The organism is bacterium (assembly GCA_036524115.1).
Taxonomy (GTDB): Bacteria; JAUVQV01; JAUVQV01; order JAUVQV01; family DATDCY01; genus DATDCY01.
Map to the genome: position 1 here is coordinate 1 of DATDCY010000135.1, position 13,787 is coordinate 13,787.

The following is a 13,787-nucleotide window of genomic DNA, read 5'->3' on the forward strand; positions in this document are numbered from 1 at the left end:
GTCGCGTCGGCGGCCCCCGAGGCCGTCGCCGTCGACCGGCCGCTCTGGAATGCGACCTTCTCGAACGTCGGTGGCGGCCTCGAGAGCTGGCGGCTGAAATCCTACACCTACGCAAAGGGCGCCAAGGACGCCGCGGACGCCTCCATCGGCGGCACGCCCCTCGAGATCGTGCGCCCCGGTTCCGCCGCGCTGCCGCTCTCCTTCGTCTTCACCGACGCGGCGACGCAGGCCGCGTTCGCCCGGCCGCAACTCGTGCAACGGACCCCGACCGGCTTCACGCTCGCCGGCGCCGACGCCGGCGGGCTGCGGCTGACGCGCACCTACAGCTTCGATCCCGGTGGCTACCGCGGGGACGTCCTCATCACGCTGGAGAACGCCGGGGAGACCCCGCGCGCCGTGTCCTGGGAGATGGCGTTCGGGCCCGGCGTGGACCGGCATCTCCCGGAGAGCGCGAAGAACGACGAGGGCGTGACGTATCTCGCCGGCTCGAACCGCGACAGCGTCAAGGTCAAGAAGGTCGGCGAGGCCAAGGAGCTCGGCCCGGTCTCCTGGGTGGCCGTCGGCAACCGCTACTTCGTCGCCGCGCTGCTGCCGCTGGAGGGCTCGCTCTCGGCGTTCGCCCGGCGCACGACGCCGGCCGGCGAGGAGATCGGCGTGCACTCGCAGCTGGCCGCGCTCGGGCCGCGCCAGTCCGTGACCTACCGCGTCGCGATGTATCTCGGCCCGAAGGACCGCAAGGTGCTGGCGGCCGCGGCCAAGGGCCTCGAGCTCACTGTCGACTACGGCTGGTTCTGGTGGCTGGCAATCCCCTTCCTGGGCATCCTGCAGTTCTGCTACGGCTTCCTCAGGAGCTATGGGCTGGCGATCCTCGCGCTCACCTTCCTCGTCAAGGCCGCCCTCTTCCCGGTCAGCTTCAAGATGTTCCGGTCCATGAAGAAGATGCAGGAGCTGCAGCCGAAGATGGCCGCGCTCAAGGCCAAGTTCAAGAGCGACAACCAGGGGCTCCAGCAGGCGACCATGGCCCTGTACCGCGAGCACAAGGTCAACCCGATGGCCGGCTGCCTGCCGATGGTCGTGCAGATCCCGGTCTTCTTCGCGCTCTACAAGGTGCTCTACAACGCGATCGAGCTGCGCGGCGCGGGCTTCCTCTACATCCCGGACCTCTCGCTGAAGGACCCGTACTACATCACCCCGATCCTGATGGGCGTGACGATGCTCATCCAGCAGCGGATGACGCCGACGGCAGGCGATCCGGCGCAGGCGAAGATGATGATGTTCATGCCCGTGATCATGACGGCCATGTTCATCAACTTCTCGTCCGGGCTCGTCCTCTACTTCCTCTTCTCCAACCTGCTCTCGATCGCGGAGCAGAAGGTCTTCCGGGTCCTCGGCGCGCGCGGGCAAGCCGCGACGGCGGCGGTCGTCGACGAGGCCGGGGGCACGGGGAAGAAGAAGCGCCTGCCGCGCGCCTAGCCCACAGTGCCACACCGTTCACTGTGATGGCTTCGGGGTCCTGTCGCTGCGGACCCCCGTCGTGCTCCCTTTCGGTCCGCCCGCCGGGGGGCCCCCCCTTCGCGCCACCCCTCCGCCGTGCCGATGCCTGGGAACCTGGAACGCCGCTGCAACTGCGGGCGTGAGGCTTCAGTGAGCGACACGATCGCGGCGATTGCCACCGGCGCGGGCTGCGGGATCGGCATCGTGCGCATCAGCGGCCCCGAGGCGCTCGCGGTCGGGTCGCGCGTGTTCCGGGGCAGGGGAGGGCGCGCGCTCGATGCGGCGCCGCCCCTGCGCCTCATCCTGGGCACGGTGGTGGACCCCGAGAGCCGACGGCAGATCGACGAGGCATTCGCGGTGCGGATGCGCGCGGGGGGTTCCTACACCGGAGAGCCGACGGTCGAGCTGCAGTGCCACGGTGGACGCGCAACACTCGACGCGGTGCTGCGCGCCGTCATCGATGCCGGCGCCCGCCTGGCAGCACCGGGGGAGTTCACGAAGCGCGCGTACCTCGCCGGCCGCATCGACCTCTCGCAGGCGGAGGCGGTGGCGGAGCTCATCGCCGCCCGGACGGACGCGGCGCGACAGGCGGCGCTCTCGCGGCTGCACGGAGGTCTCGGGGAGCGCGTGCGGGCGATCGCCGGACGGCTTCTCGAGGAGATCGCGGCGGCCGAGGTCCTTCTCGATCACGGAGACGAGGACGTAGCCTCTGCCGGGCCCGACGCCGCGACGATCCGCTCGCTCGCGGCTGAACTGCGGGAAGTCGCGGCGCTCGGGCAGGGCCGTGACGAATACACCGGGGCCCGGCGGGTGGTGATCGCCGGCAGGACCAACTCTGGAAAATCAAGTCTTTTCAATATGTTATGCTCACGAGAGCGCTCCATAGTCTCGCCGGAACCTGGGACGACCAGGGATTACATAGAAGAGCGCCTCCCGATGGAGGGTGCTCTGGTCACGCTGGTCGACACCGCCGGGATGCGGGAGACCAGGAGCCCCGTCGAACGGGAAGGGATCAAGAGGGGCCGGCAGCAGATGGTCGATGCCGATCTGCTGATCCTGACGGTCGACGCCGCGGCGCCGCTGGCCGCTGATGATCTGGCGCTCATCGAACAGTTCCGGGCGGGCACGCCGCTCGTCGTCCTCACGAAGTCCGACCTGCCCATGGGATTCGATCGCCGTGACCTTGAACTGGCATGCCCGGGACTGCCGATCTTCTCGCTGTCGACGCTGGACCGCGGCAGTTGCGCTGATCTGACCCGCGCCGTCGCCGAGCGCTGCCGGGAGCGCTCCCAGGACGGCGATGCCGCGGCGCCGAACCTCCGCCACCGAGAGTCGCTGCGCGCCGCGGCCGGCGCCGCGGAGCGGGCTGCCGGTCTCCTCGCGGACGACGCCGGCACCCTCGACCAGGTGGCGGCCGAGCTGCGCTGGGCGACGGCTTCCCTCGGGGCGATCACCGGCGAAACGGCAGGCGAAGAGATCGTGGACCGCATCTTCTCGCGCTTTTGCATCGGGAAATAGGGGAGGGGAGGGTGAAGGAGTCTTCACGCGATCTCCTCGTGAAGGGGGCTGCGCGCATGGGCGTCGCCCTGACGGACGATGCCGTATCGCTGTTCGGCATCCTGCTCTCCCTGCTCCAGACCTGGGGGAGCCGGATCAACCTCACCACGCGCCTCGGGGAGCAGGAGATCATCGTCCATCACTTCCTCGACTCGCTGGCTGGAGCGGGAGTGCTTTCCGGGACTCCTGCAGCGCGGGTGATCGACCTCGGAGCGGGAGCGGGGTTCCCCTCGTTCCCCCTGAAGTTCGCGCTGCCCGGACTGCGCATCACCCTTGCCGAGAGCATTCGGAAGAAGGTCGCCTTCTGCAGCGAAGTGATTCGCGCCACCGGCTGCGCGGAGATCGAGGCACTCTGCGCCCGGGCGGAAGATCTGGCGCGGCAGAAGTCGCACCGCGAAGCCTACGACTGGGCGGTGAGCCGCGCTCTGGGAAGCGCAGCCGCCGTCCTCAGGCTGGCTCTGCCGCTCCTGGCGCCGGGCGGGCGCGCCCTGATCTACAAGGGAGCGCCGACGACGCAGGAGCTCGACGAACTGGGACGCGCTTGCGGCGCGATCGGCGCCGCCTGGAGCCTGAGCGAAGTCGAGATTCCCTTCCTCGAGGCAAGGCGCTCGCTGATCATCGTCACCACCGCCTGAGATACAGAACCTGCCCCGTCCCTGGCTTCGATGTTCCACGTGGAACCTTTTTCCACGCGACAGCACCCTGCGATGTTCCACGTGAAACATCCGCCGCAAGCTGCCGTTGGCCGGTCCCTTTTCTCTCCATCGTTTCTGTGTTAGCATCCGGCTCGCTTTCGGCTCGGAGCGGTCGCTGGCGGGCGGTTCCGCGGGGGGATGTCGCGTGGCGAGGATCATTGCGGTAGCCAACCAGAAGGGCGGGGTGGGCAAGACCACGACCGCCATTAACCTGGCAGCCGCCCTCGCGATCGCTGAGAGACGGACGCTCCTCATCGACATCGACCCGCAGGGCAACGCCACCAGCGGCACGGGCGTCAACAAGCACGAGATCGCACTGAGCATCTACCACGTGCTCATCGGCGAGCGCACCCTCCCCGAGGTCACGCAGCGGACGGCGATCCCGTCGCTCTCGGTGGCGCCATCGAACATCAACCTCATCGGTGCCGAGCTGGAGCTGGTGAATCTTCCGGAGCGCGAGACGCGCCTGCAGGAGGCAATCGCCCCGTACCGCGACGACTACGACTTCATCATCATCGACTGCCCGCCTTCGCTTGGCCTGCTGACGGTCAACGCGCTCACCGCCGCCGGCAGCGTTCTCGTCCCGCTCCAGTGTGAATACTACGCGCTCGAGGGCCTGACCGAGTTGCTCAACACGATCGGCCTGATCCGGGCGAGCTTCAACGATTCGCTGCGGATCGAGGGTATCCTGCTGACCATGTACACCACGCGCACCAACCTCACGAAGCAGGTCGAGGACGAGGTCCGGGAGCACTTCCCGACGGAGGTCTTCAAGACGGTCGTCCCCCGCAACGTCCGGCTCAGCGAGGCGCCGAGCTTCGGGCAGCCGGTCATTCTCTACGACGCCCGCTCGAAGGGCGCCGAGTCCTACCTCATGCTCGCCGAGGAGATCATCAGCCATGACCAGAAGAGCGCTGGGGCGGGGGCTGGGAGCCCTCATCCCCCAGAGAACGCCTGACCAGCACCCCACGGCTGCCACGCCGCCACAGGCCGGTCTCCTCCAGCTCGAACTGTCGAAGATCGTCCCGAGCCCGCACCAGCCCCGCAAGGAGTTCCCCACCGACAAGCTCAACGAGCTGACCGCGTCAATCGCCGCCAAAGGGGTGATCCAGCCCATCATCGTCCGCCCGCTCGATGACGGCCGTTACGAGCTGATCGCGGGCGAGCGCCGCTGGCGGGCCGCGAAGCAGGCGGGCCTTGCACGAATCCCCGCAGTGGTGCGGAGCGTCGAGTCGGCGGACGCCATGGAGATGTCGCTGATCGAGAACGTTCAGCGCGAGGATCTCAACCCGATCGAGACCGCGCGCGGCTACCAGCACATCGCGGACACGCTGGACTTCACGCACGAGGAAATCGCCGCCCGGGTCGGCAAGGACCGTTCATCGGTGACCAACCTCATTCGCCTGCTGACGCTTCCTGAGGAAATCCAGGGCGACGTCGCTTCCGGGGTGCTGAGCATGGGCCACGCGAGGGCCATTCTCGCGATTCCCGGCCGCGATGGCCAGCTGGCGGCAAGAAGAGCAATTCTCTCGAAGGGGCTATCGGTGCGGGAGGCCGAGAAGCTCGCAAAGCGTGCGGGGAAGGCCCCAAAAGTCGGCAGCGACGGCCACAAAGACAAGAAAGACATATATATCAATGAGTTAGAGGAATCGATTCGGAGGGCGCTTGGTACCAAGGTGGCCATCCGCCACCGTGGCAAGCGCGGTGTGATCGAGCTGCACTACTTTTCGCTGGACGAACTCGATCGCCTGGCGCAACATCTTCGGTCATCATAAGGAGTCGACATGGCGCTCTCGACGCGGCTGTTCGGGGAGGAGGAACGCTCCATGAAGAAGGATCGCATGCCTTCGCCGGCGGGCGGCGGCAACCTCAACGCCTTTCTCGGAGAGGGCACGAGCTTCAAGGGCATCTTGACCTTCGAGGGCACGGTCCGGATCGACGGCCGGCTCGAGGGGGAGATCTTCACGAAGGACATGCTCGTGATCGGCGAGGGCGCCCAGGTGAACGCGGTCATCCACGCCGGGGTCGTCGTGATCGGCGGGACCGTGCACGGGAACGTCACCGCCGAGCGCAAGATCGAGATCCATCCGAGCGGCCGCCTCTACGGCAACATCTGCACGCCGTCGCTCGTGATCGAGGAGGGAGTCATCTTCGAGGGCAACTGCACGATGGGGCGCGCCGCGGCGCAGGGCGCGGAAGCCCCGGCCGGCGAACCGAGCCTTGACCAGGAACGGCTGCTGGCGCGCTAGCGCTTTCGGGCACATGCGGCGGCAAAAATGTCCTTGACAGACATGCTCACATTTGCTTTAACATCCAACCGTTTTCCCGGTCTTGGCTGTTAACCGCGGGGAGATGGCGCATGCTCAGCATCAACTGGACTTTCTTCGCTCAACTCGGGTTCTTTCTCGCCTTCATGGTGATCGTCAATCTCTTCCTTTTCCGCCCGATGCGCGCGTACCTCGCGCGCCGGCGCCGGACCATCGACAATCTCAGGGCAGACGCCGGCGGCTCCGAGGCCGCCCTCGGCGAGCTCTCGGCGGACTACACGCGCAGGATGACCGCGGCCCGGGAAGAGAACCTCTCCTGCCGCGCAGACGTGCGCAAGGAGGCGCTCGCCGAGCAGCGGGCGGCGATCGAGGAGGCCAAGCGCCAGGCGATCCTCACCATCGACGCGGCGGAGGACGACCTGAAGAAGGAGGTCGAGGCCGCGCGCGCGCACCTTCGCAACGAGATGCGGGCTCTCAGCAACGGCATCGCCGCGAAGGTCCTCGGGAGGGCGGTCTGATGCGGCGGCTGCGCAGTGCCGCCGCCCTCGTCCCCGCCGTGCTCCTCGTCGCCGCCGCCGCGTTCGCCTCGGAGGGCGGCGGCCACGAGGCGATGCCGCTCGACAAGATCCTCTGGGAGATGGGGATCAAGGTCCTCGATGTCGCGATCATCGCCTTCTTCGCGTTCAAGTACCTCTCCAAGCCGATCACGCAGGCGATGGCCGCGCGCAGCGACGCGGTCCGCGCCGCCGTCGAGGAGGCCACCGCCGGCCGGCGCGCCGCGGAGGCCCGCCTCGCCGAGTTCCAGGCGAAGGCCGCCGGGCTCGAGGCCGAGATCGAGGCCATGCGCGTGCAGGCCTCGGCCGACATGGAGCGCGAGCGCGCGCTGCTCATCGAGGAGGGCCGCACGGCCTCCGAGCGCATCGCCCAGCACGCGCGCGACACGATCCGCCAGGAGGTCGCCAAGGCGCGGGCCGAATTGCACCGCGAGGCGGCGCAGCTGGCCGTGCAGGCGGCCACCGCGAGCGTGAAGGCCCAGATCACCGCGGCGGACCACCAGCGCATCCTCGACGAGTACGCTGCGTCGCTCGAGGGCGGCCGATGATCTCGCGCACGGTCAGCCGCCGCTACGCCAAGTCGCTCGTGGCCGTCGCGCTCGAGCGGGGCGCCGCGCTCGAGCAGGTCCTGACCGACCTCGAGAACGCCGCCGCCTTCCTCGCCGACCAGCCGCGCATTCTCGAGCTCTTCACCAACCCGATGCTCCCGCTCAACCGGCGCCTGGAGGCGCTCGAGCGCTTCCTCGGCGCCTCGCAGCTGCAGCCGCTGAACCAGAACTTCCTGCGGCTGCTCCTGCGCAAGGGCCGGATCGAGATCCTCGGCGACGTGGTCGAGGAGTTCCGCGCCCTGGCCGACGCCCAGGCCGGCATCATCCGCGCCAGCGTCACCTCCGCCGCCGCGCTCGCCGACGACGTCGTCGAGCTGATCCGCTCGCGGCTGGCCACGCGCTTCGGCAAGAAGGTCATCCTCTCGCTCGCCGTCGAGCCCGAGCTCATCGGCGGGCTGGTGGTCAAGGCGGGCAGCCTGACGTTCGACGGCGCCATCCGCTCGCAGCTCAGGGCCATTCAAAGTCAACTCCTGGAAGGAGTGTCCCTCTCATGATGATCAAGCCCGAAGAGATCAGCCAGGTCCTCAAGTCCGAGATCGAGGCCTTCGAGAAGAGCGTCGCGGTCGAGGAGACCGGGACCGTCCTGTCCGTCGGCGACGGCATCGCGCGGGTCTACGGCTGCGAGAAGGTCATGTACGGCGAGCTGCTCGAGTTCCCGGGCGGCATCTTCGGTCTGGCGATGAACCTCGAGGAGCACAGCGTCGGGGTCGTGCTCCTCGGCGACGACCGCGCCATCAAGGAGGGTGACGAGGTCCGCCGCACCAAGCGGATCATGGAGGTCCCCGTCGGCGACGCGCTCGTCGGCCGCGTGGTCAACGCGCTCGGCCAGCCGATCGACGGCAAGGGGCCGATCGCGGCCAAGGAGTTCTTCCCGGTCGAGCGGCTCGCCCCCGGCGTCATCGACCGCGCGCCCGTCAAGGAGCCGCTCCAGACCGGCATCAAGGCCATCGACGGCATGATCCCGATCGGCCGCGGCCAGCGCGAGCTGATCATCGGCGACCGCCAGACCGGCAAGACCGCCATCGCCATCGACACGATCCTCAACCAGAAGGGCGGGGACGTCATCTGCATCTACGTCGCGATCGGCCAGAAGGCCTCGACGGTCGCCGGCGTCGTCAAGACCCTCGAGGACTACGGCGCGATGGACTACTCGATCGTCGTCGCGGCCAACGCCTCCGACCCCGCGCCGCTGCAGTACCTCGCGCCCTACTCGGGCTGCGCGATGGGCGAGTACTTCCGCGACACCAAGCGCCACGCCCTGATCATCTACGACGACCTCTCCAAGCAGGCCGCGGCCTACCGCCAGCTCTCCCTGCTGCTGCGCCGCCCCCCCGGCCGCGAGGCCTACCCGGGCGACGTCTTCTACCTGCACTCGCGCCTGCTCGAGCGCGCCTCGAAGCTCAACCAGGAGAAAGGCGGCGGCTCGCTCACCGCGCTGCCGATCATCGAGACGCAGGCCGGCGACGTCTCGGCCTACATCCCGACGAACGTCATCTCCATCACCGACGGCCAGATCTTCCTCGAGGCCAACCTCTTCTACTCCGGCATCAAGCCCGCGATCAACGTCGGCATCTCCGTCTCGCGCGTCGGCGGCAGCGCCCAGGTCAAGGGCATGAAGAAGGTCGCCGGGCGCCTGCGCCTCGACCTGGCCCAGTACCGCGAGATGGCGGCCTTCGCGCAGTTCGGCTCGGAGCTCGACGCGGCCACGCAGGCCCAGCTCAACCGCGGCCAGCGCATGGTCGAGGCCCTCAAGCAGGACCAGTACCAGCCGATGCCCGTCGAGCGGCAGATCGTGACGATCTTCGCCGGCACCAACGGCTACTTCGACACGCTCCCGGCGAACAGGGTCCGCGACTTCGAGAAGGCGCTGCTCGACCATATCGACACCGCCGCCCCGGAAGTCTACCGCGAGATCCTCGAGAAAAAGGAACTCGCCGGGGACGCCGAGAAGAAGCTGCGCGCGCTGATCGAGACCTTCAAGGGGACGTTCGCCGCCTAGCGCGGCCGCGCTCGGACCAGGGACCCGGGGAGAGACGGCGATGGCGAGCCTCCGCGACATCCGGCGGCGGATCAAGAGCGTCAAGAACACGCAGCAGATCACCAAGGCCATGAAGATGGTCTCGGCGGCGAAGCTGCGCCGCGCCCAGGAGCGGGCGCTGGCGTACCGCGACTACGCCGACGGCGTCCGGGAGGTGGCCGTGCACCTGGCCGAGCTCGGCGGCGCCGAGGGCAACCCGCTCGCCGAGAGCCGGGAGACGAAGCAGATCGACCTGATCGTCGTGACCTCCGACAAGGGGCTCTGCGGCAGCTTCAACTCCAACGTGCTCAACGCCGCCTCGCGCTTCATCCGCGAGCGCGCCGGCATGCCGGTCGGCGTCGTGGCCGTCGGCAAGAAGTCCCGCGACTTCGCGCGCCGCCGCGGCTGGGAGATCGCCGGGGAGCACCTCGACACCTTCCGCGGGGTCAACCGCGCCCTTGCCGTCGCCATCGCGGGGCAGGCCACCGGCCGCTTCCTCGAGGGGCAGAGCGACGAGGTCTGGCTGCTCTACAACGAGTTCGTCTCGGTCATCGCGCAGAAGGTCGTCCTGCGCCGCCTCCTGCCGCTCGAGGGGGCGGGGGAAGGAGAGGCCGCGGGAGACGCGATCTTCGAGCCCGACCGCGCCAGCATCGCCGCCCAGCTCTTTCCCGAGCTGGTCACGAGCCAGGTCTTCCGCGCCCTGCTTGAGAGCTCCGCGAGCGAGCACGGCGCGCGCATGGCCGCGATGGACGCCGCCTCGCGCAACGCCGGCGAGATGATCGCGAAGCTCACCCTGACGTACAACCGCGCCCGCCAGGCCGTCATCACCAAGGAGCTGATCGAGGTGGTGAGCGGCGCCGACGCACTGGCCGGCTGATGCTGATCGACTGACACGAGAACGCCGAGGGGGCAGACGTCAGTCTGTCCCCGGACGAAGCGCACGGTAAGGAGGACGCAAGGATGAAGGAAGGCCGCGTTGCCCAGGTGATCGGCCCGGTCGTCGACGTCGAATTCGAGCCCGGCACGCTGCCGTCGCTCATGAACGCGCTGGTCATCCAGCAGGAAGTCGCGACCGCGCGCGGCACCGAGAAGATCGACACCGTCCTCGAGGTCGCCCAGCACCTCGGCGAGAACACGGTGCGCACGGTCTCGATGAAGCCCACCGAGGGCATGGTCCGCGGCATGACGGCGCGCGACACCGGCGCGCCGATCTCGACGCCGGTCGGCCGCGAGGTCCTCGGCCGGATCCTCAACGTCGTCGGCGAGCCCGTGGACACGATGGGGGCGCTCGACGTCAAGAAGCGCTCGCCGATCCACCGCGCGGCGCCGGCGATGACCGAGCTCTCGACGACGACCCAGATGTTCGAGACCGGCATCAAGGTCATCGACCTGCTCGAGCCCTACACCAAGGGCGGCAAGACCGGCCTCTTCGGCGGCGCGGGCGTCGGCAAGACCGTGCTCATCATGGAGCTGATCAACAACGTCGCCATGAGCCACGGCGGCTTCTCGGTGTTCGCCGGCGTCGGCGAGCGCACCCGCGAGGGCAACGACCTGTTCCGCGAGTTCGTCGAGTCCAAGGTCATCAACCTCGGCGAGAAGTTCTACGAGCACTGGAAGGCCAGCGGCGAGTTCGACCTGACGAAGGCCGACCCCGCCTCGCGCGCCAAGAGCAAGGCGGCGCTCATCTACGGCCAGATGACCGAGCCCCCCGGCGCCCGCCTGCGCGTCGGCCTCACCGGCCTGACCGTCGCCGAGGCCTTCCGCGACGACGAGGGCACGGACGTGCTGCTCTTCATCGACAACATCTTCCGCTTCACGCAGGCCGGCTCCGAGGTCTCCGCGCTGCTCGGGCGCATGCCCTCCGCCGTCGGCTACCAGCCGACGCTCGCCACCGAGATGGGCGCCCTGCAGGAGCGCATCACCTCGACGCGCCGCGGCTCGGTCACCTCCGTGCAGGCGATCTACGTGCCCGCGGACGACCTGACCGACCCGGCCCCGGCGACCGCGTTCGCGCACTTGGACGCGACGACCGTTCTCTCGCGCCAGATCGCCGAGCTCGGCATCTACCCCGCGGTCGACCCCCTCGACTCCACCTCCCGCATCCTCGACCCGCGCATCCTCGGCGCCGACCACTACGAGACCGCCCGCGCCGTGCAGCAGGTGCTCCAGAAGTACAAGGAGCTGCAGGACATCATCGCCATCCTCGGCATGGAGGAGCTCTCGGAGGACGACAAGCTCACGGTCGCCCGCGCCCGCAAGATGCAGCGCTTCCTCTCGCAGCCCTTCCACGTCGCCGAGCAGTTCATCGGCATCCCGGGCAAGTACGTCAAGCTCGCGGACACCATCGCCGGCTTCAAGAGCATCCTCAAGGGCGAGCACGACCTGACCCCCGAGCAGGCCTTCTACATGCGCGGCGGGATCGAGGAGGTCGTCGAGGCCGCGAAGAGGCTGCGCGAGGAGGAGCCCGCGCAGACGGCCGCCAAGGAGTCGAAGGAGAAGAAGTAGGTGAGCACCGAGACCGCCGCCACCGGCCTGCTCGCGCTGAAGGTCCTCACGCCCGAGGGCTCGGTCGTCGAGGGGGACGTGTTCGAGGTGACGCTCCCGGGGAGCGAGGGCGAGCTGGGCGTGCTGCCCGCCCATGCCGCGCTGCTGACGCAGATCGTGCCGGGGGCGCTCGCCTACCGGGCCCCGGAGGGACCGGGCGTCATCGCCCTCGGCAAGGGCGTCGCCGAGGTGCGCGACGACCGGGTTATCGTGCTCGTCGAGCAGGCCGTCGCGGCGGAGGACATCGACGCCGCGGCGACCGAGGCGCGCCGCAAGCAGCTGCTCGCCGAGCGCGAGACGGTCGGGCTCACCGAGGAGCGGGTCGAGGAGATCGACGAGGAGCTCGCCCTCTTGGAAGTCCGCCTCCGCGTCGCCCGCCCGGAGGCCCATTAGCCCGGGTCACTCCGGAGGCCCAGCGCCCGCTGCGGCAATCTTCGCGGCAACGCCCTTCGGCGGGCGCTTCCATGGGGGCTCCGCCCCCTCTGGCGCGGCTGCCGCCGCTGTCACCCCCGATGCGAGCTATGACGCTCCTGCATGACCTGGGCAGCCAGTTTCCCGAATCTGCCTGTGATTGCGGCTGGCGCGTCGCTTCGCGACCGTCCCGCGCAGCGCTCCGGGCTGATCGGCGTCTTCGCGCCATCTCCCTCCGGGAAGGCCCCTGCCATCGCGCCTGTGCACGTGCCGGCCGGTCAACAGGGCTCCGGGGCTGGGGTGCCCGTGAACGGCCATAGGGAGCCGGCTGTCAACAGTGCGGGCCGGAAGGGCCGGCGACCTGGCTGTCGCGCTCGTCGAGTTGCGCTGCCCGCACATCGCGTGGCCGCGGCGCGACAGAAGTGAACGGGCACCGCAGCCCCGGGGCCCGACATTCGCACGGGGGGGACGTGGCGGTGGACGCACACGGCCTGATCCTCACGCAGCCGGCGCGGGGGTACCGCTACAGCCTCGACCCCTTCCTGCTCGCGGGCTTCTCCCGGCCGCGCGCGCGCGAGCGCATCCTCGACCTCGGCGCGGGGGTCGGCCTCCTCGGCCTGCTGCTCGCGCGCCGCGTCCCCACCGCCCGCGTCGTCGCGATCGAGCTGCAGGCGTCGCTCGCGCGCCACGCCGCCGCCAACGCCGCGGCCAACGGGCTCGCGGCTCGCTGCCACGTCATCCGCGCCGACCTGCGGGAGGCGCCGCGCTTCCTTCCCCCTGAGCACTTCGACCGCGTGGTCGCCAACCCCCCGTTCCGCAGGGCCGGCTCCGGCGCGGTGCCGCCGGACCCGGGCCGCGCCGCCGCAAGGATGGAAACGTCGTTCGCGATCGCCGATCTCGCGCGGGTCTCGGCGGCCCTGTTGCGCTTCGGCGGTGCACTGGACGTGATCCACCTCGCCGAGCGCCTCCCGGAGCTCATCGTCGGGCTGGCGGCGGCGGACATCGAGCCGAAGGTGCTCCGGTTCGTCGCCCCGCTCCCCGACGCGCCGCCCCGGCTGTGCCTTCTTACCGCCGTGAAAGGTGGCAGGCCCGGGCTGCGGGTGCTGCCCCAGCTCGCCGTGCACGATCGCCCCGGGCACCAGAGCGCCGAGCTGCTCGCGCTCGTGGACCAGGGCTGCGGCGGTGGGAGGTGAGGCGAAAAAGCCCAAGACGGCAATCAGTTGCGGCATCCCTGCAATTGGACTATATTGCGGCGCACGGAGGGGCGTCGACAGAATGGTTCCGGGCTTCAACACCGATTTCAAGTACCGCGGCCAGACCTTCCACGTGCAGACCGAGGACAACGGCACCGCCAATCCCGTCGTGGTAAGTCTCCTGTACCACAAGGGGGCGATCCTCGCGTCGCGCAAGACGTCGTACCGGGAACTGCTCGAGAAGCCCGACTGCACGGAGCGGCTCAAGGAGATGATGAAGGCGCAGCACAAGGCGCTGATGAAGGAGCTGCTCGCGGGCGCGTACGACGAGAAGATCCCCGGCGGCGCGACTGCGGCCGCACCGGCGCCGGCAGCCCCATCCGTGGCGCCACCCGCGCAGGCGGCGGCAGCTCCCGCGCCGTCGCCGGCGCCCGCGCCAAAGGTGCC

At 69.3% G+C, this 13,787-nt stretch carries 15 protein-coding genes; all 15 read left to right on the forward strand.

Going from position 1 to position 13,787, the window contains the following annotated elements; genetic code table 11:
• Positions 1–1,473 (forward strand): membrane protein insertase YidC (gene yidC / locus VI078_06405; GenBank protein ID HEY5998922.1); only part of this gene is annotated, 1,473 nt, incomplete at its 5' end.
• A 171-nt stretch (positions 1,474–1,644) separates the two neighbouring features.
• On the forward strand, positions 1,645–3,012 hold the full coding sequence (gene mnmE / locus VI078_06410) for a tRNA uridine-5-carboxymethylaminomethyl(34) synthesis GTPase MnmE (protein HEY5998923.1): 1,368 nt from the start codon (positions 1,645–1,647) through the stop codon (positions 3,010–3,012).
• An 11-nt stretch (positions 3,013–3,023) separates the two neighbouring features.
• Positions 3,024–3,686: a 16S rRNA (guanine(527)-N(7))-methyltransferase RsmG gene (rsmG, locus tag VI078_06415; GenBank protein ID HEY5998924.1), complete on the forward strand. Its 663-nt coding sequence runs from the start codon at positions 3,024–3,026 to the stop codon at positions 3,684–3,686.
• Positions 3,687–3,891: 205 nt separating this feature from the next.
• Positions 3,892–4,704, forward strand: coding sequence for an AAA family ATPase (locus tag VI078_06420; GenBank protein HEY5998925.1), 813 nt, complete (start codon positions 3,892–3,894; stop codon positions 4,702–4,704).
• Positions 4,646–5,521, forward strand: a complete 876-nt coding sequence (locus VI078_06425; protein HEY5998926.1) for a ParB/RepB/Spo0J family partition protein — start codon at positions 4,646–4,648, stop codon at positions 5,519–5,521. The genes VI078_06420 and VI078_06425 overlap by 59 nt, the downstream gene beginning before the upstream one ends.
• 51 nt (positions 5,522–5,572) lie before the next feature.
• Positions 5,573–5,995 carry a polymer-forming cytoskeletal protein gene (locus VI078_06430; protein HEY5998927.1) on the forward strand — a complete coding sequence of 141 codons (423 nt, stop codon included), beginning with the start codon at positions 5,573–5,575 and terminating at the stop codon, positions 5,993–5,995.
• 110 nt (positions 5,996–6,105) lie between these two features.
• Positions 6,106–6,531 (forward strand): ATP synthase F0 subunit B, encoded by a 426-nt coding sequence (locus tag VI078_06435; GenBank protein HEY5998928.1) that lies wholly within the window; start codon positions 6,106–6,108, stop codon positions 6,529–6,531.
• Positions 6,531–7,115 carry an ATP synthase F0 subunit B gene (locus tag VI078_06440; GenBank protein HEY5998929.1) on the forward strand — a complete coding sequence of 195 codons (585 nt, stop codon included), beginning with the start codon at positions 6,531–6,533 and terminating at the stop codon, positions 7,113–7,115. Before VI078_06435 ends, VI078_06440 begins: the two co-directional genes overlap by 1 nt.
• Positions 7,112–7,669 carry an ATP synthase F1 subunit delta gene (atpH, locus tag VI078_06445; protein HEY5998930.1) on the forward strand — a complete coding sequence of 186 codons (558 nt, stop codon included), beginning with the start codon at positions 7,112–7,114 and terminating at the stop codon, positions 7,667–7,669. The genes VI078_06440 and atpH overlap by 4 nt, the downstream gene beginning before the upstream one ends.
• Positions 7,666–9,174: a F0F1 ATP synthase subunit alpha gene (gene atpA, locus VI078_06450; GenBank protein HEY5998931.1), complete on the forward strand. Its 1,509-nt coding sequence runs from the start codon at positions 7,666–7,668 to the stop codon at positions 9,172–9,174. The genes atpH and atpA overlap by 4 nt, the downstream gene beginning before the upstream one ends.
• Positions 9,175–9,214: 40 nt before the next feature.
• A complete protein-coding gene (atpG, locus tag VI078_06455) occupies positions 9,215–10,069 on the forward strand; it encodes an ATP synthase F1 subunit gamma (protein ID HEY5998932.1) in 855 nt (284 codons plus the stop codon).
• A gap of 83 nt (positions 10,070–10,152) precedes the next feature.
• Complete coding sequence (gene atpD, locus VI078_06460) at positions 10,153–11,697, forward strand: F0F1 ATP synthase subunit beta (protein ID HEY5998933.1); 1,545 nt, start codon at positions 10,153–10,155, stop codon at positions 11,695–11,697.
• Positions 11,698–12,129 carry an ATP synthase F1 subunit epsilon gene (gene atpC / locus VI078_06465; GenBank protein HEY5998934.1) on the forward strand — a complete coding sequence of 144 codons (432 nt, stop codon included), beginning with the start codon at positions 11,698–11,700 and terminating at the stop codon, positions 12,127–12,129.
• 494 nt (positions 12,130–12,623) lie between these two features.
• Positions 12,624–13,340 (forward strand): methyltransferase, encoded by a 717-nt coding sequence (locus tag VI078_06470; GenBank protein ID HEY5998935.1) that lies wholly within the window; start codon positions 12,624–12,626, stop codon positions 13,338–13,340.
• 82 nt (positions 13,341–13,422) lie between these two features.
• A partial coding sequence (locus VI078_06475) for a hypothetical protein (GenBank protein HEY5998936.1) occupies positions 13,423–13,787 on the forward strand: 365 nt, incomplete at its 3' end.

Coding starts and splice junctions, on each gene's coding strand:
- VI078_06425 (HEY5998926.1), top strand. CDS start 4,646: ATGACCAGAAGAGCGCTGGGGCGGGGGCTGGGAGCCCTCATCCCCCAG.
- VI078_06430 (HEY5998927.1), top strand. CDS start 5,573: ATGAAGAAGGATCGCATGCCTTCGCCGGCGGGCGGCGGCAACCTCAAC.
- VI078_06435 (HEY5998928.1), top strand. CDS start 6,106: ATGCTCAGCATCAACTGGACTTTCTTCGCTCAACTCGGGTTCTTTCTC.
- VI078_06440 (HEY5998929.1), top strand. CDS start 6,531: ATGCGGCGGCTGCGCAGTGCCGCCGCCCTCGTCCCCGCCGTGCTCCTC.
- atpH (HEY5998930.1), top strand. CDS start 7,112: ATGATCTCGCGCACGGTCAGCCGCCGCTACGCCAAGTCGCTCGTGGCC.
- atpA (HEY5998931.1), top strand. CDS start 7,666: ATGATGATCAAGCCCGAAGAGATCAGCCAGGTCCTCAAGTCCGAGATC.
- atpG (HEY5998932.1), top strand. CDS start 9,215: ATGGCGAGCCTCCGCGACATCCGGCGGCGGATCAAGAGCGTCAAGAAC.
- atpD (HEY5998933.1), top strand. CDS start 10,153: ATGAAGGAAGGCCGCGTTGCCCAGGTGATCGGCCCGGTCGTCGACGTC.